Source organism: Pseudomonas sp. E6002 (genome assembly GCF_013385565.1).
Classification (GTDB): Bacteria; Pseudomonadota; Gammaproteobacteria; order Pseudomonadales; family Pseudomonadaceae; genus Aquipseudomonas.
On the sequence record NZ_JACAPT010000010.1, the window covers coordinates 131,926 to 152,344 of the forward strand.

Sequence of the window (20,419 nt, forward strand, 5' to 3'; positions counted from 1 at the left end):
CCCGCTCCCACATTTGGACCGTGTCCGCCTTTGATTTTGCGGTTGCTTCACCCCACTCAAGCCAGCTGGTAGGCCGCTGTGAGAGCGCAACCCAATAGCGGCCATAACCGCAGCAACGGATATGCCCCCAACCCCATCACCCCAATTTCACATTCATGATAATCCGCGCGGTAAACACCAATTTCCCCTCCGCATCCAGCATCTCCACCGGTACCACCTTGTCACCCGCCGTTTGCCAGTCGATACCTTCGCCATTGGCCGTCGCCGTCACGCTGCTCTTGGCCTTGGCCAGATACTCCACCGTCATCCCCTTGGGAATCCACCGCGCACCCGCCGGCACGGAAACGTCCGTCATGGTACCCGCCGCCAACTCCGCAGCGTTGCACATGGCAATGGCGTGCACCGTGCCCAGGTGGTTGGTGATGGCCTTGCTGAACGGCACTTCCACCGAGGCAAACCCCGGACGCAACTGGGTCATCAACGGATTGATGGTGCTGAAGTAGGGCGCCATCTGGCACGCCAGTTTGCTGAACGCTTCGGGGCCAACGCTGTTGAACATGCTCAGGGCCTGACTCATGGTGCTGCCTCGCTGATTAAATGAATTTTACGGAATATTGTTCCGTTACAGAATAAAGCTCTGTAACGGAACAGTATTCTGCCCATGGGAAATCTGTCAAGCTGCCCGGGCTTGTTCTTCTTCACTGACTGAGTTCCTGTTCAGCATGCAAACCCCGGATCTGCTTCAGCGTTGCTTCCCTGGCCGAAGGGCCGAATTGAAGCGCGATATCTTCAAGGCAGCCCTGGACCTGTTCAACGAGCAGGGCCTTGAAGCCACCACCATCGAGATGATCCGCGCGCGCTGCGATACCAGCGTCGGCGCCATTTATCATCACTTCGGCAACAAGGAAGGCCTGGTCGCCGCGCTGTTTTTTACCGCGCTGGAGGATCAGGCCGAATTGCGTGGGCGCTACCTTGAATCGGCCAAAACGGCGAAGGAGGGGGTGTACGCACTGGTCCACAGCTATGTCGATTGGGTGGACAGCGAACCGCAGTGGGCGCGCTTCCAGTACCACGCGCATTTCGCGGTGACCAAGGGCCCGTTCGCCGCTGAACTGGAAAGCCGCAATCAGGCGCGCAACGCGATGCTGAAGGAGTGGATGGTGCTGCCTGGACGGGGTGATCAGCTCAGCCAGGTGCCCGCCGAACTCTTGCCATCACTGATCATCGGCCAGGCCGACAGCTACTGCCGTGCCTGGCTGGCCGGGCGCTCGGCCAGCAGCCCTCGGGTGTACCGGGAAACCCTGGCCGAGGCAGCGTGGCGCTCGGTGGGCGGCGCCTAGGGCGTCGCGTGCATCACGCACAGGGTGCGGGCGTTATCCCCACCCGATAGCGCTCGTCAAAATCATCCGCCAACTGTGCCAGCGTCACCTCTCCCAAACGCTGCAGCAGCAACGCCTGGGCATCGTCAAACGCCTGGTTCAGCGCCGCATTGACGGCCTGTTCCACCAGGCATTGCGGATGATCGGTGGACAGGCCGACGGCAAAGATCGACGACGTGCCAAGGGCATTGTGGATGTCCAGCAGGGTGATTTCACTCAGCGGCTTGCCCAGCATCCAGCCGCCCTGATGGCCTTTTTCCGAACGCACATAACCTTTCTCCTTGAGCAGGCCCAGGGTGCGGCGTACCACCACCGCGTTGGTACCAAGCATCTGCGCGATGGTCTCCGAGGTGGCGCGTTCCTCGTGGCGGCCCATGTGGATCAGCACATGGAGCATGCGCGAAAGCCGGGTGTCGTTTCTCATCTGCAAGCCTCTGGAGTTCCTGCCCGAAAGTATCGTTCGTAACGATTGGAGTTGCGAGACACTTGACGAGGTATTTTTATGTAACTTATGGTGTGTCGTGAGTGCCCGGCAACCGATGCAAGGGCCACCAGAGAGGTCATCTTCATGGTTTACGACGTTATTATCGTCGGCGGCAGCTACGCCGGAATGTCTGCCGGGCTGCAACTGGCGCGGGCTCGGCGCAAGGTGCTGGTGGTTGACGCCGGGCAGCGGCGCAACCGGTTTGCGGCCACGTCCCACGGTTTCCTCAGCCAGGATGGCCAGCCGCCGGAGCTGATCGCTGCCGAAGGGCGAGGGCAGTTGATGGAATATCCGACGGTGACCTGGGTGCAGGACACCGCCGTTGAAGCGACTCGAAACCAGGATGGCTTCGTGGTGCGAACCCGTTGCAAGGGTGAGTTCAACGCTAAACGCTTGATTCTCGCTACCGGCGTGGTGGATGAGTTACCCGAGGTCGAGGGGTTGAAGGAGCGCTGGGGCAAGCATGTGTTCCATTGCCCGTATTGCCACGGCTATGAACTGGATCAAGGCCGCATCGGCGTGCTGGCGACGTCGCCGCTGGCCATGCATCACGCGATGCTGCTGCCGGACTGGGGCACCACCACGCTGTTTACCAACGGCGCATTTGTGCCGGATGCCGAGCAGCAGGCGCAACTGGATCGGCGTGGGGTCAGCGTCGAAAGCTCTGCGGTGCGGCGGATTGTCGGTGAGCGGGCGGATGTGGAATTGACAGACGGGCGGATGATCGCGCTGGACGGTATTTTCACCCTGTCCCGTACGCGCATGGCCAGCCCATTGGCTGAGCAGTTGGGCTGTGAGTTTGTCGAAGGGCCGACCGGGCCCTACCTGCTGACCAACGAGACGCGCCAGACCACCGTGCCCGGTGTGTTTGCCTGCGGCGATGCCAACCTGGCCGGCGGCTCGGTGGCGCTGGCGGTCGGCGAGGGTGTGCGCGCCGGGGTGGGCGCGCACTTTTCGATGATCTTCAACTGAGGTCAGCGCACCAGGCACGGCCGCTTGTTATCGAACGTCCAGCCCGGAATCATGAACTGCATCGCCACGCTGTCATTGCGCGCACCCAGGCCCATGCCTTTGTACAGTTCATGGGCGTGGGCCACGGCGTCCATGTCGATGTCCACGCCCAGGCCCGGTTTGGCCGGCACCTTGATGTGGCCGTCGACAATCTTCAGCGGAGCCTTGGTCAACCGCTGGCCGTCCTGCCAGATCCAGTGGGTGTCGATGGCCGTGATTTCCCCCGGCGCGGCGGCGGCCACCTGGGTGAACATCGCCAGGGAAATGTCGAAGTGATTATTGGAGTGCGAGCCCCAGGTCAGGCCCCATTCGTGGCACATCTGCGCCACGCGCACCGAGCCCTGCATGGTCCAGAAGTGCGGGTCGGCCAGGGGAATATCCACGGATTGCAACTGGATCGCATGCCCCATTTCACGCCAGTCGGTGGCGATCATGTTGGTGGCGGTGGGCAGCCCGGTGGCACGGCGGAATTCGGCCATGACTTCGCGCCCGGAGTAACCGTTTTCCGCGCCGCAAGGGTCTTCAGCATAGGCCAGCACATGATGCTGGTCGCGGCACAGGGCGATGGCTTCTTTCAGTGACCAGGCGCCGTTGGGGTCCAGGGTGATGCGCGCATCGGGGAAGCGTTCGGCCAGTGCAGTCACCGCCTCGATTTCGTCGCCGCCGCGCAGTACGCCGCCTTTGAGCTTGAAGTCATTGAAGCCGTATTGCGCCTTGGCCGCCTCTGCCAGACGCACGATGGCTTCGGGCGTCATGGCCTGTTCATGACGCAGGCGGAACCAGTCTTCGGCATCGTCTTCACTGCGATAGGCCAGGTCGGTTTGCTGGCGATCACCGATGTAGAACAGGTAGCCGAGCATCTTCACCGCGTCGCGCTGCTGGCCTTCGCCGAGAAGGGCCGCCACCGGGACTTCGAGGAATTGGCCGAGCAAATCCAGGAGTGCCGCTTCCATCGCCGTGACGGCATGGATGGTGATGCGCAGGTCAAACGTCTGCAAACCCCGGCCCGCCGAATCCCGCGCGGCGAAGGTCTGGCGCATGGCATTGAGAATGCTCTGGTACTGGCCGATGGGCTTACCGATCACCAGGCTGCGGGCGTCTTCCAGGGTCTCGCGGATGCGTTCGCCGCCGGGTACCTCACCGACGCCGGTACGGCCGGCGCTGTCGGTAAGGATCACGATATTGCGCGTAAAAAATGGCCCGTGGGCGCCGCTGAGGTTGAGCAGCATGCTGTCGTGGCCGGCCACCGGGATGACTTGCAGGCCGGTAACGACCGGGGCGCTGTTGGCGTGGTGCTGGTGTTCTGTGTTCATCGTGTAGTCCTTATTTGCTCAAGACGGGTGCGGGTTGCAGCACGCTGCTGGTGGTCGGGCCGGGCAGTGTCCTGGCGAAAAACACCAGGATGGCCGCAAGGATCGAAGTGCCCGCCAGGCCATACAAACCGCCCTGGATCGAGCCGGTGGTCTGTTCCAGGAAACCAAAGGTGGTGGGCGCGACAAACCCGCCGAGGTTGCCGATGGAGTTGATCAATGCGATCACCGCCGCGGCGATGCGTGCATCCAGGTAACCCTGGGGAATCGGCCAGAACAGCGAGGACGCCGACTTGAAGCCGATCGCCGCGAAGCAGATGGCGATAAAGGCAAAGATCGGCCCGCCGGTAGTGGAGAGGAACATGCCGACGGCGGCGATCAACAGCGCCGCAGCGACCCATGCTTGCTGGAACTTGAATTTGCCCGCCAGTGCCGCGAAGGCGTACATCGCGATGATCGAGATCAACCACGGGATGGAGTTGTAGAAACCCACCTGGATGTCGCTCAGGTCGCCCATCTTTTTAATGATGCTCGGCAACCAGAAAGTGGCGGCATAGATCGTCAGTTGGATGCAGAAATACAGGGCGCAGAACAGCATGATCTGACGGTCCTTGAGCAGCTTGCCCAGGGTCGGCTTGACCGTGGTGGCGGCGTCACGCTCGCGCTGTTCGCGGTCGATCTCGCCCACCAGTGCATCTTTTTCTTCAAGGCTGAGCCACTTGGCGTCGTGGGGTTTGGAGTCCAGCCAGAACCACACGAAAAAGCACAGCAGCACCGACGCCATGCCTTCGATGATGTACATCCACTGCCAGCCATGCAGGCCCAGCCCGGTGATTTGCAGCAGCACGCCGGACAAGGGGCCGGAGATCAGCGAGGCGAGGGCCGAGCCGCTGAGGAAGATTGCAATCGCCTTGCCGCGTTCGACGCCGGGCAACCAGCGAGTGAAGTAGTAGATCACCCCGGGAAAGAAGCCCGCTTCGGCCACGCCCAGCAGGAAGCGCAGGATGTAGAAGTGGGTTTCGTTCTGGATGAAGGCCATCAATGTGGCGGTGATGCCCCAGGTGAACATGATGCGGGTCAGCCAGATGCGCGCGCCGACTTTTTGCAGGAGCATGTTGGACGGCACTTCGAACAGCGCGTAGCCGATGAAAAACAATCCGGCACCGAAGCCATAGGCGGCCGCACCGATGCCCAGGTCGTGCTCCATATGGGTACGCACAAAGCCGATGTTGACGCGGTCGATGTAGTTGACGATGAACATGATCACGAACAGTGGGAGCACATGGCTCTTCACCTTCTTGATCGCGCGGGCCAGGACCGGGTCGGTGGCAGGCGCAGCTGTCGCAGGGCTGGAAGGGGTCACGAGGTCAAACTCCCACTGATTATTGTTGTGCGGGGACGTATTTGGGTTGCCAGAGATGTCAGACAACTTGATAGACATCATACAACTGCATTTTCAAAGATGGCAACCCTCTGTAGGAGCGAGCTTGCTCGCGAAAATCGTCAACGATTGCGCGGTTTTGTGCAATGTTTGCGCTGCGACGGGGTTTTTCGCGGGCAGGTTCGCTCCTACAGGTATTTGTTTGTTGTCATACAAGTTGGCTCGTCTAAGAATGCTAGTATTGCCAGGCGCCCCAGAACGGAATTCCTGATGCAAAACCCCAGCTCGGCACCTCATCGCAAGCGCTCCCCGGGCCTTGCCCACGACATCGTCACCGCATTGACCCAGCAAATTCTCCTGGGACAGATGGCGCCGGGTGAGAAGCTGCCATCCGAGTCCGCTATCGTGGGCGAGTACGGCGTCAGTCGCACGGTGGTGCGCGAAGCGCTTTCCAAATTGCAGGCCGCCGGGCTGGTCGAAACCCGCCACGGTGTCGGCACCTTTGTGCTGGAGCGCGACGAGCGCCACGGCCTGCACCTGACCCACGACACCGCGGCCAGCGTGCGCGGCATTCTTGAACTGCGCATGGGCCTGGAAACCCAGGCAGCCGCCCTGGCAGCCTTGCGCCGTACCGATGAACAACTGCAGCAGATGCGCCAGGCACTGGATGATTACCAGGATTCACTCGCCAATAACGACAGTGCCGTTGAGCCTGACGTGCGCTTCCATCGCCTGATCGCCCAGGCCACCGGCAACACCTATTTCACCGACGTGATTTATCACCTGGGCCACTCGGTAATCCCACGCACCCGGATCAATGCCGAGGAACGCGGCGACGCGGACCTGATGGCGCTGGGGCGCCTGGCGAACCTTGAGCACGAGGCGATCCTGAAAGCCATCCGCCGCCAGGACCCGGACGCGGCCCGGGCCGCCATGCTGTTGCACTTGAGCAACAGCCTGGAGCGGATGACAGGAGAGTAGGCGGGGCTATTTGCTGTCCAGGAAGTCCAGCAGCGCGGCATTGAACAGCGTCGGGTCCTGCAGGAATGCGAAGTGGCTGGTGTTCGGCAGAATCAGCAGGCCCGCTCCCGGAATGGTCGCCGCGATGTATTCGGTGTGTTCTCGCTTGATCGCCTCATCGTGGTCGCCGTCGACAATCAGGATCGGAGTCTTGATGGACGCCAGTTGCGCGTCGGTCCAGTTGGGTTGGCTGGCCCACATATGGCTGATCTGCTCGACGAAGGCGTCGTACTCTTTTGGCGTCGGCGAGTGCCTGGCGTACTCCTTGCCGGCGCGCTCGATGAAGGCGGCGAAGGTCGGATTTTTCTCTACGCCATCCTTGACCCCGGAGGTCTGGGTGTTGGCGGCAAAGGCAAACACCTTGCCGATACGGTCGGGATGGCGCAGGGCAAGATCGATACCGATGATTGCGCCGTCGCTCCAGCCGACGATATCGGCGCGGGGGATTTTCAGGCTGTCGAGTACGGCGACCACGTCATCGGCCATCAAGTCGTAACCGAAGGGGTTCTCGTCCCGGGAACTGCGCCCGTGGCCACGGCTGTCGAGGCTGATGACCGTGTGTTTGGCGGCCAGCGCCTTGACCTGGTTGCCCCAGTAATCGGAATTGGACAGGCCACCGTGCAGCAGGATGACCGGCGAACCATGCCCGGTCTTGGTGTAGTAGACCTTGATGCCATTGACGGCGGCATAGCCGGTCTTGGCCCCCGCAATCGGCGCCGGGGTGGGCGGAAGGGTTTCCCAGCGTTCCGCGGCCTGAACCCCGGAGAGGGACAGCAACAGGCAGGCAGCTGCCAATAAGCGACGTGACATGGCGATTCCTTTTTTGTGAGCAGGTTGAGGTCATCCGGCCAGATGTGCGCTCGACTCTAGCACCGTGCCTACCTTGGGAAACACGCATTTTTTCCTATCAAAAACGCCCTTTGGAAAGAGAAAAATACAGTTATATCAATGGAATAAATTTGTCTTTTGCAGCGGGTGGGCTAAGGGTTTCAACTGATGGTTTTTTCGGTCATTCCCGGCAGGGGCATTTTCTTCAATACCGCGATCCATCTTCTCCTTAAGGTTCAGCTCATACCCGCACAACAAAAAGGAATTGCAATGAGCTTGATCATTTCCATGGCCGCTTTCGCTTTGGCCACTTCCATCACGCCGGGACCGGTGAATGTGGTGGCCATCAGTTCGGGGGCGCGCTTTGGGTTTGCCGCCAGTCAAAAGCACGTGGCTGGAGCCGCGTTGGGATTCACCTTGCTGCTGGTGTTGATCGGCCTGGGGCTGCATGAGGTGCTGGTGCGCTGGCCGCTGCTGACCCAACTGATTCAATGGGGCGGGGTGGCGTTCCTGTTATACATGGCCTGGAAGCTGGCAGTGGACGATGGGCGCCTGGACGCTGAAGGCACGGCCGCGGCGCCGTCGATGCTCTATGGGGCGATCATGCAATGGCTCAACCCCAAGGCCTGGCTGGCGTGTGTGGCAGGCATGGGGCTGTTTGTCGCCGATGGCGATGCGCAGCAAGTCTGGCTGTTTGCGACGATCTACTTGGTGATTTGCTACTTGTCGGTGGCGTGCTGGGCGTACGCCGGGACGTTCCTGCGCCGCTACCTGAGCAATCCCCAGGGCATGCGCCTGTTCAATCGCTCGATGGCCGCCTTGTTGGTGGCCAGCGTGGGGTATCTGCTGCTGGCCTGATTCAGCCGCGATATTGCCCGGGCGTCGCCGCCAGGTGCTGTTTGAACGTGCGCTGGAAATGCGCCTGATCAGAAAAGCCGGCCGCCAGTGCGACGTCGGCGATCAACTGGCCGCTGCGCAACTGGGTGCGGGCAAACTGAATACGGCGATTGACCAGGAATGCGTGGGGCGTCATGCCGTAATACTGCTTGAACGCACGAATCAGGTACGACGGCGACAGTTCAGCCGCCTGGCAAATGTCTTCGAGCTTCAGGGCCTCGGTGCAATGTTCGCGGATATAGTCGGCGGCGCGCTCAAGCTTGTGATTGACCTCGCGCACCGGGGTCTCCGACGGGTTGAGGCGTTGTTGCACCTCGGTGAAAAAACTCACCACCGCACTCTGCTTGTGCAGGTGTTCGGCGTGGTTGTCCACCAGCACCTCATACAGCTCGTTCAGCCCGCGGTACAGCGCGACATCCGTGGTTTGGGTGGCGGTGAACGGACGAAAGTCCTGGTCCTTGCTGAAACCCAACTGATGCTGCAGGTCGGTCAGCCAGGCCGTATCGATATACAGCATGTGATAGGACCAGGGCAGATCATCAATGGGGTTGCAGGCGTGGACATCCCCGGGATTCATCAAGACCACGGTGCCGGTGCTGATCTTGAAGGTCGATGCCCCATGGATGTACAGGCTCTGCCCGGCCGTGATCGCGCCGATGGAAAAGTGCTCGTGGGCGTGGCGGGTGTAGCAGACCTTCCGCCCGTCGGCGATGGTGCGAGCCTCAATGAACGGCAGGCGTTCGTCGCGCCAGAAGGACGGGGCAGTCGGTTCGAGGGGCGATCGCATCACTACAAGTCTCACCGGGAAACAATGCAGTGAATGATTACACAGAAACCGGCCTGCAACGTTTCATTTCATGGTTTCGGGTTCCATTCTGCGCAGGAAACCGATCCGCGGATCTACGCCGTTGATGGCGTCTGCCAGGGAAAGGGGTTGCTTCGCCGCCGCTCGCGCCTCATCGGCGCCTACCAGCAAGTGCTGGTCAATCACGATGCTGGCAATGGCCAGGCTGCGTGGCGAGGTGAAGGTGTTGGGTACCACAGGGCCCGGCCCATAGACGGCAGGCAGCTCGGCAAAACGTTGGGCAATGACCGTCGCGTGTTGCTGCCCGTTGGGAATGGTGCCGCGCGCGTACGCTGACCAATCGATCGGCAGCGGGCTGCCTTGGGTATTGCCGGTGCGCAGGGCCTGTTCGAATATTTGCAGGGTCAGGCCCGGTAATGGGGCAACCTTCAGTTGCTTTGGGAGAAATTCGTAGAAGCGCTTGTCGCCGGCGTACCTGCACAACACCAGCACCCCGAATCTCCCGATGCCCGATGTCTGCCCGCCAGCACTGGTGCGTGACGTTTGCAGGCGATGGAATTCCAGGCTGCCATATTCCATGCCTTTACGGCTAAGCAGGGGCAGTTGTGACATCCAATACACGATCGACTGTAGCAGCGCGGCGCGCACCGCCGTGTAGCGCTTCTCGAACTCGGCCGCGAAAGTGGAATGGATTGACCCCAACTCATCGAACCGTGACGCCATGCTGGCGAAATCAACGTCCTTGAGGGTCGAGCGCCATTGCGTTGTGCCTTTGGTCAGCTTGCCTGCCATGTGCAACTGAACCAGGGAAACGGCGGTATTGGCGGCGATATCCGGCTCCGAGCGGTTACCAGGCCTGGCCTGCCATTGTATGACCATTCGCTCCAGATCGGTGCTACCGGCAAACACCCGCTGAAGATCCTGCAAGGCTATCTCATACAGGCTGGTATGCCCGTTCTTCTTCAACTCGGAACTGATCTGCAACTGGTTGAGCTGCTCGTTCAACGCGGCAATGGCGCGATTCTTCTGCGTGGTACTGTGCCCATCAACGTTTTTGGCCAGTACTCCGTTGGCCACGGCCCAGTCGACGATCGGCAGACTGCCTCGGCGAACCCGGCGGGAGGGCATGATGAAGTAGATCACCGCCATGAAGTCGGTGAAGCGCATGGCCCGTGATGCACCCGGTGTTTCAGCTTCGATCAGGTCCACGTATTGCTTGAAATGTACCCAGGTATGGGAACTCATGTACGACACCTCATCAGGGATGTCCCGCACCAGGAATTCCGGGGCGATGCCCGCCAGCAACAGGTGCGCGGCCATGGGTACGGCGCTGGTGCGCAGGACCTTGAACTGGACCATGGCTTCTACGGCGTTACGGACTTCATGGAAGGTCAGGCCCCAGTTGTAGGAATCGGTCAGGTCATAGCCGGCGACAGTGGCCCGCTGCTTACCAGCATTCGCGTCCAGGCTGAGAATCAGTGCGGCAAACAACAGTGCGTTTCTGCTGGCACGGGTGTTTGCAGCGCTGGCGTGTTCACCGTACCAGCCCACGGTTTCCGATAGCCGCGCGGCCAGTGCCTGGGCCGGGGGCGATGCCAATAGTTGGTGCAGCAGCAGATCAGCCTCGGCGCGCACCTGGTCACGGTTTTTTTCGCCGACGATTGTTTCGCTCAGGTAGTCGAACAGTTTTACGTCCTGGTTGGGCAGGAAGGCGGCGACGGTCTGCAGCACCTGTTTGCGTTGCGCCGCCAGCAGTGGCATCACCTGCAATGCCCGCCAGTAGTTGCCGTGGCGTGGCTGTTTGGTTGTCGGGATGCGCAGGATGCGTGCCGTGGCATGGGCTTCGTCACGGGTAGCCGGTAGCGCCATCTGGTAGAGGTTGAGTAACTGGCGCAAGCTGACCTGGCCATTGGTGCTGATGCGCCCGCCGGATTGGCGGGCCAGTTCCAACAGGGGTTCGGCCATCGAGGTCAGGCTTGAAAGCGGTGTGTCCGCACGGGTGAGTACCTTGGGCGCATCGTCCAGCGCGTAACCACTGAGTTCGCCGTCCGCGTTCAGTACATACACCCGGGCAAGGTTGAATTGGCGGGTGGCGCTCACGCGTTGAAAGGCCGATTCCTGGCGCAAACCTGCGAGCAGTTGCGCCCCTTTGTCCACCAGCATGGCAAAGGGCGAGTCAGCCGCCAGGTTGAACGTCATGTCCAGGGTGCTAGTGAGCTGCGTATCGAGGGTGATCGACTTGAGTGCTGCTTGCATGGTGTAACGGTCATTGAGGACTGCGATATGGCGCATGTGTTTGCTGACGGCCACCAACGAGTGGGCGGCCGAGCTGACATAGGGAAACGTCGCTGCGCTGGTGGCGCGCAGTTGTTCCACCAGGACCTGAACGTCCCCTGCACTGGCAGGACGGGGTAGCCGATACACCGTCATCAGCGCGGCCAGGCTGAGGCTGGCGTCCGGCAATATGTCGGTATGGGCGAGATTGGCCAGGCGCTCCAGCTCATCCCATTGCTGATTCAGCGCTGAGTTGTTGGAGCGATCCAGAGGTGAGGTATTGGCCTCGCGGCCGTCGGTCACGGCGATCACTACTTTTTGGTCGACGGAATAGCGGTAAGTGGGGGCAGCGCCTTGACTGGCAGGGTTGAGGCTCGCGAACTCTTCGCCCTGCGTCACGGCGTAAAGCAGCTGTGCCGCGTACTTTAAGGTGCTCGACAACATTGAGTCCGAGTCCAGCGTGCATCGTTGCAGGTAGAGCTGCAGCCAATCGAAAGGCGGGCTGCCGTTTGTACTTTGTTCCAGGAGCGTCTGCAGCGCATCGGCCAGTTGTTGGTAATCCCGCTGCTCTTCGGTCAAGCGCTTGCGCAGGGTGGATTTGAGCCGCCCGCTTTCATCGACACCGGGCAGCGTGTCGAGGGTATGGATCTCTTCGAGAATCACCTGAGCCTGCAAATGATTGGTCGGTAACGGGTAGCCATAGAAGGGCAATACCAGGTTCAGAGGCAGTGTCCTCGAATGAGGTTCGACGAGGTTTTCCATGAATGGCAAGCCGGCGTTGACCGTATCGATAATCTGCACCACCTCCAGGATCGGATTCGCGACGCGCCACCAATCAGAGTCTTTGTCCAGGGTGAAGGTGTACGGTGTTTTGACCGTGCCTTCCAGGATCGTGGCCTGCAGATCGCCGCCCCGAAACACCAGGCTCGCCAGTTCCAGGTCATGGCGTGAGGCCCACTCACGGAAGGCCGGGCGGCCGATGGCGTCACAGAAGAGCCGCACCCAGCGACCGAGCATGGTATTTTCCGGCACGCTGATCAAGATGGGTTCGGTTGCCGGGGTGGTGCCTTGGGCAACCAGTCTGATCAAACCGGCGATCAGTTCGGCGATCAGCACTTGATCGTCCTTGAGGCGCAATGCCTGGTGCTTGATCAGGTCCAGGGCGGAGGGAGAAATATTCTTCAACAGGTGGGACAGAAAGGGTAAGTCATCCATGGCGTTCAGGCTCTGTGCAAGGTCGCCCACGTGCTATGGGCGACCGGAGCCTGCATCGTCGGATGGGCCGGGCCAGAACAAAAGACGTACCTTCCTGATGGGATGTAGCCCGAGTCGACTGCCGTTGCAAGCGCTACGGCAGTCTGGCGTTTGGGCTCAAAAATCCCAGCGAGTCGCCAATTGCAGGCTGCGCGGCTCGCCGTAGAAGCCAGTGCCGAAGTTGCCCAGGCCGGTGTAGTACTTTTTGTCGAACAGGTTCTTCACGTTCAACGTGGTGCTCAAGTGCTCGTTGAAGCGGTAGCGCGCCATCACGTCCACCAGGAAGTAGCTGTCCTGGGTAATGCGTGAGTTGTGGCCGAAATTCACCGAGTCGTTGGGATCGGGCTGGAACACATTGCCGAAGAACTCGCTCTGCCAATTCACGCCGCCACCCACGGTCAGGTTCTCCAGGGCGCCGGGCAGGCGATAGGTGTTGAACAACCGCACCACTTGCTGGGGCGTGGTGGTTTGCAGCACAGAGCCGTAGACGTAATCGCCGTTGGCGTCACGGCTGTGCTGGTAGGTGTAGCCCGCCGAGACGTTCCAGCCGTCCAGCACTTCACCGGCCAGTTCGACTTCAAAGCCCTTGGTGGTGGCGCCGGCAATCGGTCGATACACCGAGTCGGTCTCAAACCCGGAAACGTACTGCGCAACGTTGTCCTGTTCGATGCGGAATGCGGCAAAGCTGGCGTTCAGGCGGCCGTCGAAAAATGCTGCCTTGAGCCCGGCTTCGTAGGTGTCGCCTTCAATCGGATCGAGCAGTTTGCGGTCGGCGTCCTTGCTGTTTTGCGGTTTGTAGATCTTGGTGTAGCTGGTGTACACCGACCAGATGTCATTCAGGTCGTAGACGATACCGGCATAGGGCGTGACGACGCCGGTCTGGCGGTAGGTGAAACGGTTGTCGGCCTTGGTCGGGTCGTAGAAATCGGTGTTGTCGGTGCCGCTGAAGTTGCTGACGCGGGTGCCCAGGATCACCGACAGGTCATCGGTGGGTTTCAAGCGCGTGGCCAGGTACGCGCCGGCCTGGCGTTGCACGATGTCGTTCTGGCCGCTGCGGGGAATGTCAGGCTTCGGGTATTCGCCGCGCCAGTCATAAATGCTGCCGCCCACGGGCGGGTAGACCGAGCCGTACACCGGCACGTCCTGTTTCGAGCGGGTCGCCATGAAGCCCATGATCAGCTCATGCTCGCGCCCGAACAGGCTGAAGGGGCCATTGAGGTTGATGTCCAGGGTGTTTTGCACCTGGTCACCCTTGTATTTGCCCATGAACATGTACATCCCGTTGCCCGTGACCGGGTCCGGGTTGCCGCCGCTGGCGGAGGCGAGCAGGGTGTCGTGCTGGCTGCGCTTGCGGTCAAGGCTGACTTTCAGCGACCAGTCGTTCGCGAGCTTTTGTTGCACCGAGGCAAACAGGGTCTGGTTCTGGAAGTCGCGGCGGCTCCAGTCGGCGGCCGGGTTGAAGGACCGCGAGAAGTCGGTGCGTGAACCGTTGCTGAAGTACATCGGGAAACCGGTCCAGCTGGCGCCACGGGAGCGGGTGTCCTGCTGGTCGATGCCGAAGGTCAGCAGGGTGTCCGGCGTCAGGTCGGCTTCGAGGATGCCGTAGGCAATGTCCTTGGTGTTCTGGTAGTGGTCCAGGTACGACTGACGATCCTGATACACGCCGACGAAGCGCCCGCGCACGTTGCCGGAGTCGGTCAAAGACCCGGAAATATCGCCTTCGGTGCGGTAGTTGTCCCACGAGCCGAAGGTCTGCGTGACCGACGCCTTGAAATCCCGGGTGGGCTTTTTGCGAATCAGGTTGACCGTGGCCGAAGGATCGCCGGAGCCGGACATCAGGCCGGCTGAACCCTTGATGATTTCCAGGCGGTCATACACCGCCATGTCGGTGCTGGTGGTGCCATAGTCATACACGCCGTCGTAGGTGGAGTTGACCCCGTCGTACTGGAAATTGGTGATCGGCAGGCCGCGGCTGGAAAACTCCCAGCGCTCGCTGTCGTAGTTCTGCACGCTCACACCGGGCGCACGGCGCAGGGTGTCGGCGATGCTGGTGGAGCCCTGGTCGTCCATTTGCTGGCGGGTGATCACTGTTACCGACTGCGGCGTCTCGCGCATCGACAACGCCAGGCCGGTGGCCGAGGCCATGGCGCCGGTAGTGTACGAGTGCGTGTCTTCGGTGGTGGCGCCCAGGCCTTCGCCGGAGATGGTGGTGGCGCCCAGTTCCAGGGCGCCGGTGTTGGCCGGGACCAACTCCAGCACGTAGCCGTTGTTGCCCTGGGGCACGGCCTGCAAGCCGCTGCCTTGCAACAGCCGTTGCAAACCGCTGGCTGGGGTGTAGCTGCCGTTGAGGCCCGGGCTGGTTTTGCCGCTGGCCAGGCTGTTGTGGCCGGCGAAAAAGATCCCGGACTGCTCGGCGAAGCTGTTCAGCACGTTGACCAACGAACCCGCGGCGATGGTGTAGTGGCGGGCCGTTTCCTGCGTCGACGGTGACTCGGCGGCTTGCGCGTCGAGCGCGCCCAGGCACAACAGGGTAGCAGTAACGGCCAGCGCCAGCGGGCGCAAAGTGAAGCGAACGGGTTGCGACATGAACATTCCCTTTGGATCAAATCGATCGGCGAATTGAAAGCATCTGCAGGGTTAACCGAACGAGTTTTGGAAAAGGGAACTGACGGCTGAAAGTTTTTATGTGCCTGGGTGTTTGGGCCTGACCGTGACCCACCACGGCATGAGCGTGTCGACCTGAATCGGCAGCGCGGCCTGTAGCAGGCGCAGTGCGTGGTCGCTGTCTTTGAGGGGGAACGAACCCATCACCGGCAATTGCGCCACGGCTGGATCACAACCCAGGTGGCCGGGGCGAAAACGATTGAGTTCGGCGACCAGTTGGCCAAGCGGCAGGTTGTCGGCCAGCAGTACGCCACGGCTCCAGGCCTCACGGGTGGCGGATGCGGGTGAATGGAGATTGAACCCATCGCGGGTGAAGGCCACTTGTTGCCCGGCCTCGATGATTCGTTGTTGCCGGCTGGCGGCGGTGCGCACTTCAACCCTGCCTTCAAACACATTGAGCAAAGTGCTGTCGCCGTCCTGCAACACGCTGAAGCGGGTGCCGAGTGCCCGCAGGCGACCCTGCTCAGTCTCCACCAGAAACGGGCGGTTCGGGTCCTTTGCGGTCTCGATCAGCACTTCGCCGAAACGCAGGTGCAGCAAGCGCTGGACCCGGTCAAAACGTACATCCAGGGCGCTCAAGGCGTTCAGCCACAGGCGGCTGCCATCGTCCAGCAGCGCTTCGCGGGTTTCACCGCCGGAGGTTGCGTAATCCGCACTCCAGCCTCCCACCAACCGGGGCAGGGCGGTGTTGCGCCAGGTGCCCCAGGCCAGCGTTGAACCGGCACACAGCACCAGCAGGGTCTTGAGCGTCTGGCGCCGAGAGCTGCGCAACGCACGGCTGGCGCTGTGGGATTGCTCGGCCAACGGCGCAAAGCGTTGGCTGACCCGCTCTACATAGCCCCAGGCGGCCTGGTGTTCCGGACTTTGCCCGAGCCATGCCTGCCAGTGCTGGGCAGCCTCTGGCTGATCCTGCAGGCGTACGTACCATTGGGCCGCTTGCTCAAGGCTGGCATGGCTGAGCTTTCCGGGGCTGTTCACTCCACGAGCATCCCGTCCAGTTCGGCTTCCAGCACCGCACAATGCAGCAGCGCCTGGGCCAGGTATTTTTTCACCATCCGTTCGCCTACCCCGAGCTGTTCGCCGATCAGCTTGTAGGGCAGGCCGTGCAACTGCGCCAGCAGGAATGCCTCGCGGACTTTGTGGGGCAGCCGCGCGAGCATGGCGTCCACTTCGTACAGGGTTTCGACAATGATTGCCCGCTGCTCCGGCGACGGTTGCAGGGCTTGGGGCCGGTCCGCGAGGCTTTGCAGCCACGCTTGTTCCAGTTGGCGCCGGCGCCAGTGATCAATGCACAACCCCCGGGCGATGGTGGCCAGGTAGGAGCGCTCCCGCGTCTCATCGGCATCGGCCGGCGGACGCTTGAGTACCCGGATGAAGGTGTCATGGGCCAGGTCCGCCGCATCCCAGCGATTGCTCAGGCGCCGGCGCAGCAGCCCCAGCAGCCAGGAATGGTGATTGCCGTAGAGGTCGCTGAACGAGGTGGACGGGGTCGACACAGTATCCATGTGGCGCAGAAGCCTTGGCGTAAATAAGAATTGGTCGCGATTAAACCAAAGGGCCGGGCACTGCGCAAATGATATTGGTTTGCTTTTGCGGCGTTGTCAGCGCCCACGCTTTTCGGCAATCCATGCGGTGGCCAGGTCGATAAAGGCCCGCAGTTTCGGTTGGCTCTGGGTTCGGGCGGGGAAATACAGGTACAGCCCGCTGCTTGGCGGTACGAAAGATTGCAGCACGGGCTCCAGTGCGCCTGAAGCCAGGTCCTCCATGACCTCGAAATCACTCACGTACGCCAGGCCCTGGCCGGCCCGCGCGGCGGCGATCATCAGGTTGCGGTCATTGACGATCAACCCGCCTTGAACGCCGACCGTAAACTCCCGGCCCGCCCGCTCGAATTCCCAGCGGTGTGCCATGCCCGAGGTCAGGAAGCGATAACCGATGGTTTGATGGGCCGTGAGCGCTTCCGGCGTTGTCGGCTTGCCGGCCTTGGCAAAGTAGGCGGGAGAGCCCACCACCGACCAGTTCAGGTCCGGGGTCAGGCGCACGGCAACCATGTCTTTGTCGATGGATTCCCCCAGGCGAATACCGGCGTCGAAGCCCTCGGTCACCAGGTCCACCGTGGCATCGTCGAGGGAAATATCCAGCACCACATCGGGAAAGGCCTCGCGAAAACGCGGGATCAACGGCTCGATCAGCAACTTGCCCGACAACCTTGGTACCGTCAGCCGCAGGGTGCCCATGGGCCGGTCGCGGTAGCCACTGAGGGCCGCCAGCGCTTCGTCAATCTCCCCGGCGGCGGGGCGCAGGCGGCTGTAAAGCGTCATGCCGGCCTCGGTCAGCGCTACCCGGCGCGTGGTGCGCTGGAACAGCACCACACCCGTGCGCTTCTCCAGGGTCTTCACCGCATGGCTGACCGCGGTCGGTGTTACGCCGAGGCGTGCAGCGGCCTGGGTGAAGCTCTTCAGTTCGGCCACGGCGAGAAATTCGGTCAAGCCATTGAAGGGATCAAGGTTCATCGGTCAGCCATTATGAAATTCTGTTTCAGAGTGCTTGTAGCACGAGACGGTTTTTCAGGCTAATGCCTCAGCGTACCTTGGCTCCACATTCACTCCATCAGGTACGGATCATGACAACGGCACATTCCTTCAAGCGTGTTTGGCTGGTAACCGGGGCTTCCCGGGGCATCGGCGCGAAAATCGTCGCGGCAGCTCTGGCCCACGGTGATGCGGTGGTGGCGACGGCCCGCAACGCCCATACCGTTACCGAACGCTTCGGTGAGCAACCCGGGCTGCTGGCGGTGCAACTGGACGTGACCGACGAATCCCAGGCTGCCGACGTTGCCCGTGCCGCCATTGAGCACTTCGGGCGCATTGATGTGTTGGTCAACAATGCCGGTTTTGGCCTGCTGGGCGCGGTGGAGGAGGCGTCTGCCGATGAGGTTCGCCGCTTGTATGAAACCAATGTGTTCGGGCTGCTCAATGTCACTCGCGGTGTATTGCCGTTCATGCGCCAGGCGCGCAGCGGGCATGTGATCAATATTTCGTCGGTGGGCGGTTTCCGTTCCGGGGCGGGGTTCGGCACGTACTGCTCGACCAAGTTTGCCGTTGAAGGGTTGAGCGAGGCGCTGCACGCAGAGCTGGCACCCTTGGGCGTCAAGGTGACGGTGGTGGAGCCGGGTTATTTCCGTACCGACTTCCTGGATGGCAACTCCCTGGTGGAGTCGCCCTTGATCATCGACGACTACGCCGCCACGTCCGGCGAGGTGCGCAAGCTGGCCAAGGTCTACAACCAGCAGCAACCGGGTAACCCGGAGCTGCTGGCAGTGGCCATGATCAAGCTGGTGGAAGCGCCGCATCCGCCGATGCGCCTGGCCCTGGGCACCGACACGTTGCAGGCGATTGAGGACAAGCTGGCCTACGTCAAGGAAGAGACCGCTGCCTGGCGTGAATTGTCGGCCTCAACCGATTTCTGACACCCAATGGCTCGACAGCTGCTACGGTGGTTCTACTGCTAGGGGCCGGGCACCAAAAACGCCGCCTCCAGCAGTTGCCGGGTGTAGGCATGCTGGGGGTTGGCGAAGATCGCGGGTGCATCTCCCTGTTCAACCGCCTGCCCGTGTTTTACTACCATCAGTTGGTGACTCAAGGCCTTGACCACCGCCAGGTCGTGGCTGATGAACAGGTAGGTCAGGTTGTACTTGGCCTGCAGGTTGCGCAGCAGATCCACCACCTGGCGCTGCACGGTACGGTCGAGGGCCGAGGTCGGCTCGTCCAGCAGAATCAGCCGGGGCTTGAGCACCAGGGCGCGGGCAATAGCGATGCGCTGGCGTTGGCCGCCGGAAAATTCGTGGGGGTAGCGATTGCGGGTTTCCGGGTCCAGGCCCACTTCCTTCAGCGCGGCGATAATCGCCGCTTCCTGCTCGGCGGCAGTGCCCATCTTGTGGATACGCAGGCCTTCGCCGACGATCTCGCTCACGCACATGCGCGGGCTCAGGCTGCCGAACGGATCCTGGAACACCACCTGCATTTCCCGGCGCAGTGGGCGCACCTGTTGCTGGCTGAGCTTGTCCATCTGATGGCCTTCGAAGCGAATGCCACCCTTGCTCGCAATCAGCCGCAAAATTGCCAGGCCCAGGGTGGATTTGCCCGAGCCGCTTTCACCGACGATGCCCAGCGTCTGGCCCTGGGGCAGGCTGAAGTTGATGCCATCCACCGCCTTGACGTAATCGACGGTATTGCGCAGGAAGCCTTTCTTGATCGGGAACCAGACCTTCAGGTCATCGACTTCCAGCAACGGTGGGCCGACTTCATTGGTGGCGGGGCCGCCGCTGGGTTCCGCTGCCAGCAGCTCCTGGGTGTAAGGGTGCTGCGGCGCCTGGAACAGGCTTTCGCATTCGGCCTGCTCGACGATGCAGCCTTTTTGCATCACACATACCCGGTGGGCAATGCGCCTGACCAGGTTCAGGTCGTGGCTGATCAACAGCAAGGCCATGCCCAGGCGCGCCTGCAATTCCTTGAGCAGCTCCAGGATCTTCAACTGCACGGTGACGTCGAGTGCCGTGGTCGGCTCGTCCGCAATCAGCAACTCCGGCTCATTCGCCAGGGCCATGGCGATCATCACCCGCTGGCGTTGGCCGCCGGACAGCTCATGGGGCAGGGCCTTGAGGCGTTTGTGGGGCTCGGGGATGCCTACCAGTTCCAGCAGCTCCAGGGTGCGTTTGGTGGCCACCTTGCCGGTAAGCCCCTTGTGCAGGCCGAGCACTTCGTTGATCTGCTTCTCGATGGAGTGCAGCGGGTTCAACGAGGTCATCGGCTCCTGGAAAATCATCGCAATCCGGTTGCCGCGGATATGCCGGATGGTCTTTTCCTTCAGGGTCAGCAAATCGTGGTTGGCGTACTGGATCGTGCCCGACGGGTGACGTGCCAGCGGGTAAGGCAGCAGGCGCAAAATCGAGTGCGCCGTGACCGACTTGCCCGAGCCGCTTTCGCCCACCAGTGCCAAAGTTTCGCCGCGCTTGATATCGAAGCTGACGTTGTTCACCACCCGCTGGTGGCTGTTGCCTACGACGAACTCGACGGAGAGGTCGCGGACTTCGATCAGATTGTCCTGATTCAT

General features: G+C 61.5%; 17 protein-coding genes. 5 read left to right on the forward strand and 12 right to left on the reverse strand.

Annotated features, from left to right (window positions below):
• Positions 1 to 136: 136 nt before the first annotated feature.
• Positions 137 to 577, reverse strand: a complete 441-nt coding sequence (locus HX815_RS10640; protein ID WP_008435232.1) for a hotdog fold domain-containing protein — start codon at positions 575 to 577, stop codon at positions 137 to 139.
• A 145-nt stretch (positions 578 to 722) separates the two neighbouring features.
• Between HX815_RS10640 and HX815_RS10645 the strand changes: the two genes are divergently transcribed.
• A complete protein-coding gene (locus tag HX815_RS10645) occupies positions 723 to 1,340 on the forward strand; it encodes a TetR/AcrR family transcriptional regulator (RefSeq protein ID WP_087692405.1) in 618 nt (205 codons plus the stop codon).
• A 13-nt stretch (positions 1,341 to 1,353) separates the two neighbouring features.
• On the opposite strand, the gene HX815_RS10650 is transcribed toward HX815_RS10645, so the two are convergent.
• Positions 1,354 to 1,803 (reverse strand): Rrf2 family transcriptional regulator, encoded by a 450-nt coding sequence (locus HX815_RS10650; RefSeq protein ID WP_087692404.1) that lies wholly within the window; start codon positions 1,801 to 1,803, stop codon positions 1,354 to 1,356.
• Positions 1,804 to 1,947: 144 nt separating this feature from the next.
• On the opposite strand from HX815_RS10650, the gene HX815_RS10655 reads away from it, so the two are divergent.
• The gene (locus HX815_RS10655; RefSeq protein WP_177028177.1) at positions 1,948 to 2,835 is read left to right on the forward strand and encodes an NAD(P)/FAD-dependent oxidoreductase; all 888 of its coding nucleotides are present in this window, start codon (positions 1,948 to 1,950) and stop codon (positions 2,833 to 2,835) included.
• A gap of 2 nt (positions 2,836 to 2,837) precedes the next feature.
• On the opposite strand, the gene gudD is transcribed toward HX815_RS10655, so the two are convergent.
• Both gudD and HX815_RS10665 read right to left on the reverse strand, forming a co-directional pair.
• A complete protein-coding gene (gene gudD, locus HX815_RS10660) occupies positions 2,838 to 4,187 on the reverse strand; it encodes a glucarate dehydratase (protein ID WP_003207434.1) in 1,350 nt (449 codons plus the stop codon).
• A 10-nt stretch (positions 4,188 to 4,197) separates the two neighbouring features.
• Positions 4,198 to 5,547: an MFS transporter gene (locus HX815_RS10665; RefSeq protein ID WP_008435222.1), complete on the reverse strand. Its 1,350-nt coding sequence runs from the start codon at positions 5,545 to 5,547 to the stop codon at positions 4,198 to 4,200.
• Positions 5,548 to 5,835: 288 nt separating this feature from the next.
• Between HX815_RS10665 and HX815_RS10670 the strand changes: the two genes are divergently transcribed.
• Positions 5,836 to 6,546, forward strand: a complete 711-nt coding sequence (locus tag HX815_RS10670; protein ID WP_003207438.1) for a FadR/GntR family transcriptional regulator — start codon at positions 5,836 to 5,838, stop codon at positions 6,544 to 6,546.
• Between the two features lie 6 nt (positions 6,547 to 6,552).
• Here the strand turns inward: HX815_RS10670 and HX815_RS10675 are convergent, their stop codons facing one another.
• Complete coding sequence (locus tag HX815_RS10675) at positions 6,553 to 7,395, reverse strand: alpha/beta fold hydrolase (RefSeq protein WP_003207440.1); 843 nt, start codon at positions 7,393 to 7,395, stop codon at positions 6,553 to 6,555.
• 288 nt (positions 7,396 to 7,683) lie between these two features.
• On the opposite strand from HX815_RS10675, the gene HX815_RS10680 reads away from it, so the two are divergent.
• Positions 7,684 to 8,271: a LysE family translocator gene (locus HX815_RS10680; RefSeq protein WP_003207442.1), complete on the forward strand. Its 588-nt coding sequence runs from the start codon at positions 7,684 to 7,686 to the stop codon at positions 8,269 to 8,271.
• Position 8,272: 1 nt separating this feature from the next.
• Here HX815_RS10680 and HX815_RS10685 read toward each other — a convergent pair whose 3' ends face one another.
• The 6 genes from HX815_RS10685 to HX815_RS10710 all read right to left on the reverse strand — a co-directional run bounded on the left by HX815_RS10685 (position 8,273) and on the right by HX815_RS10710 (position 17,820).
• Positions 8,273 to 9,097 carry an AraC family transcriptional regulator gene (locus HX815_RS10685; protein ID WP_177028290.1) on the reverse strand — a complete coding sequence of 275 codons (825 nt, stop codon included), beginning with the start codon at positions 9,095 to 9,097 and terminating at the stop codon, positions 8,273 to 8,275.
• 63 nt (positions 9,098 to 9,160) lie between these two features.
• The gene (locus HX815_RS10690; protein ID WP_177028178.1) at positions 9,161 to 12,604 is read right to left on the reverse strand and encodes a hypothetical protein; all 3,444 of its coding nucleotides are present in this window, start codon (positions 12,602 to 12,604) and stop codon (positions 9,161 to 9,163) included.
• A 156-nt stretch (positions 12,605 to 12,760) separates the two neighbouring features.
• Positions 12,761 to 15,229 (reverse strand): TonB-dependent siderophore receptor, encoded by a 2,469-nt coding sequence (locus HX815_RS10695; protein WP_371135991.1) that lies wholly within the window; start codon positions 15,227 to 15,229, stop codon positions 12,761 to 12,763.
• 96 nt (positions 15,230 to 15,325) lie between these two features.
• A complete protein-coding gene (locus HX815_RS10700) occupies positions 15,326 to 16,285 on the reverse strand; it encodes a FecR domain-containing protein (protein ID WP_177028180.1) in 960 nt (319 codons plus the stop codon).
• The gene (locus tag HX815_RS10705) at positions 16,282 to 16,812 is read right to left on the reverse strand and encodes a sigma-70 family RNA polymerase sigma factor (RefSeq protein WP_177008577.1); all 531 of its coding nucleotides are present in this window, start codon (positions 16,810 to 16,812) and stop codon (positions 16,282 to 16,284) included. Before HX815_RS10705 ends, HX815_RS10700 begins: the two co-directional genes overlap by 4 nt.
• A 96-nt stretch (positions 16,813 to 16,908) precedes the next feature.
• Positions 16,909 to 17,820: a LysR family transcriptional regulator gene (locus tag HX815_RS10710; RefSeq protein WP_003207454.1), complete on the reverse strand. Its 912-nt coding sequence runs from the start codon at positions 17,818 to 17,820 to the stop codon at positions 16,909 to 16,911.
• A gap of 110 nt (positions 17,821 to 17,930) precedes the next feature.
• Here HX815_RS10710 and HX815_RS10715 point away from each other — a divergent pair, with 110 nt between their 5' ends.
• Positions 17,931 to 18,776 (forward strand): oxidoreductase, encoded by an 846-nt coding sequence (locus HX815_RS10715; protein ID WP_008435212.1) that lies wholly within the window; start codon positions 17,931 to 17,933, stop codon positions 18,774 to 18,776.
• A gap of 38 nt (positions 18,777 to 18,814) precedes the next feature.
• Here HX815_RS10715 and HX815_RS10720 read toward each other — a convergent pair whose 3' ends face one another.
• Complete coding sequence (locus HX815_RS10720) at positions 18,815 to 20,419, reverse strand: ABC transporter ATP-binding protein (RefSeq protein WP_087692395.1); 1,605 nt, start codon at positions 20,417 to 20,419, stop codon at positions 18,815 to 18,817.

Coding starts and splice junctions, on each gene's coding strand:
- gudD (WP_003207434.1), bottom strand. CDS start 4,187: ATGAACACAGAACACCAGCACCACGCCAACAGCGCCCCGGTCGTTACC.
- HX815_RS10670 (WP_003207438.1), top strand. CDS start 5,836: ATGCAAAACCCCAGCTCGGCACCTCATCGCAAGCGCTCCCCGGGCCTT.
- HX815_RS10690 (WP_177028178.1), bottom strand. CDS start 12,604: ATGGATGACTTACCCTTTCTGTCCCACCTGTTGAAGAATATTTCTCCC.
- HX815_RS10650 (WP_087692404.1), bottom strand. CDS start 1,803: ATGAGAAACGACACCCGGCTTTCGCGCATGCTCCATGTGCTGATCCAC.
- HX815_RS10705 (WP_177008577.1), bottom strand. CDS start 16,812: ATGGATACTGTGTCGACCCCGTCCACCTCGTTCAGCGACCTCTACGGC.
- HX815_RS10675 (WP_003207440.1), bottom strand. CDS start 7,395: ATGTCACGTCGCTTATTGGCAGCTGCCTGCCTGTTGCTGTCCCTCTCC.
- HX815_RS10695 (WP_371135991.1), bottom strand. CDS start 15,229: ATGTCGCAACCCGTTCGCTTCACTTTGCGCCCGCTGGCGCTGGCCGTT.
- HX815_RS10685 (WP_177028290.1), bottom strand. CDS start 9,097: ATGCGATCGCCCCTCGAACCGACTGCCCCGTCCTTCTGGCGCGACGAA.
- HX815_RS10710 (WP_003207454.1), bottom strand. CDS start 17,820: ATGAACCTTGATCCCTTCAATGGCTTGACCGAATTTCTCGCCGTGGCC.
- HX815_RS10720 (WP_087692395.1), bottom strand. CDS start 20,419: ATGAATCAGGACAATCTGATCGAAGTCCGCGACCTCTCCGTCGAGTTC.
- HX815_RS10680 (WP_003207442.1), top strand. CDS start 7,684: ATGAGCTTGATCATTTCCATGGCCGCTTTCGCTTTGGCCACTTCCATC.
- HX815_RS10655 (WP_177028177.1), top strand. CDS start 1,948: ATGGTTTACGACGTTATTATCGTCGGCGGCAGCTACGCCGGAATGTCT.
- HX815_RS10715 (WP_008435212.1), top strand. CDS start 17,931: ATGACAACGGCACATTCCTTCAAGCGTGTTTGGCTGGTAACCGGGGCT.
- HX815_RS10640 (WP_008435232.1), bottom strand. CDS start 577: ATGAGTCAGGCCCTGAGCATGTTCAACAGCGTTGGCCCCGAAGCGTTC.
- HX815_RS10645 (WP_087692405.1), top strand. CDS start 723: ATGCAAACCCCGGATCTGCTTCAGCGTTGCTTCCCTGGCCGAAGGGCC.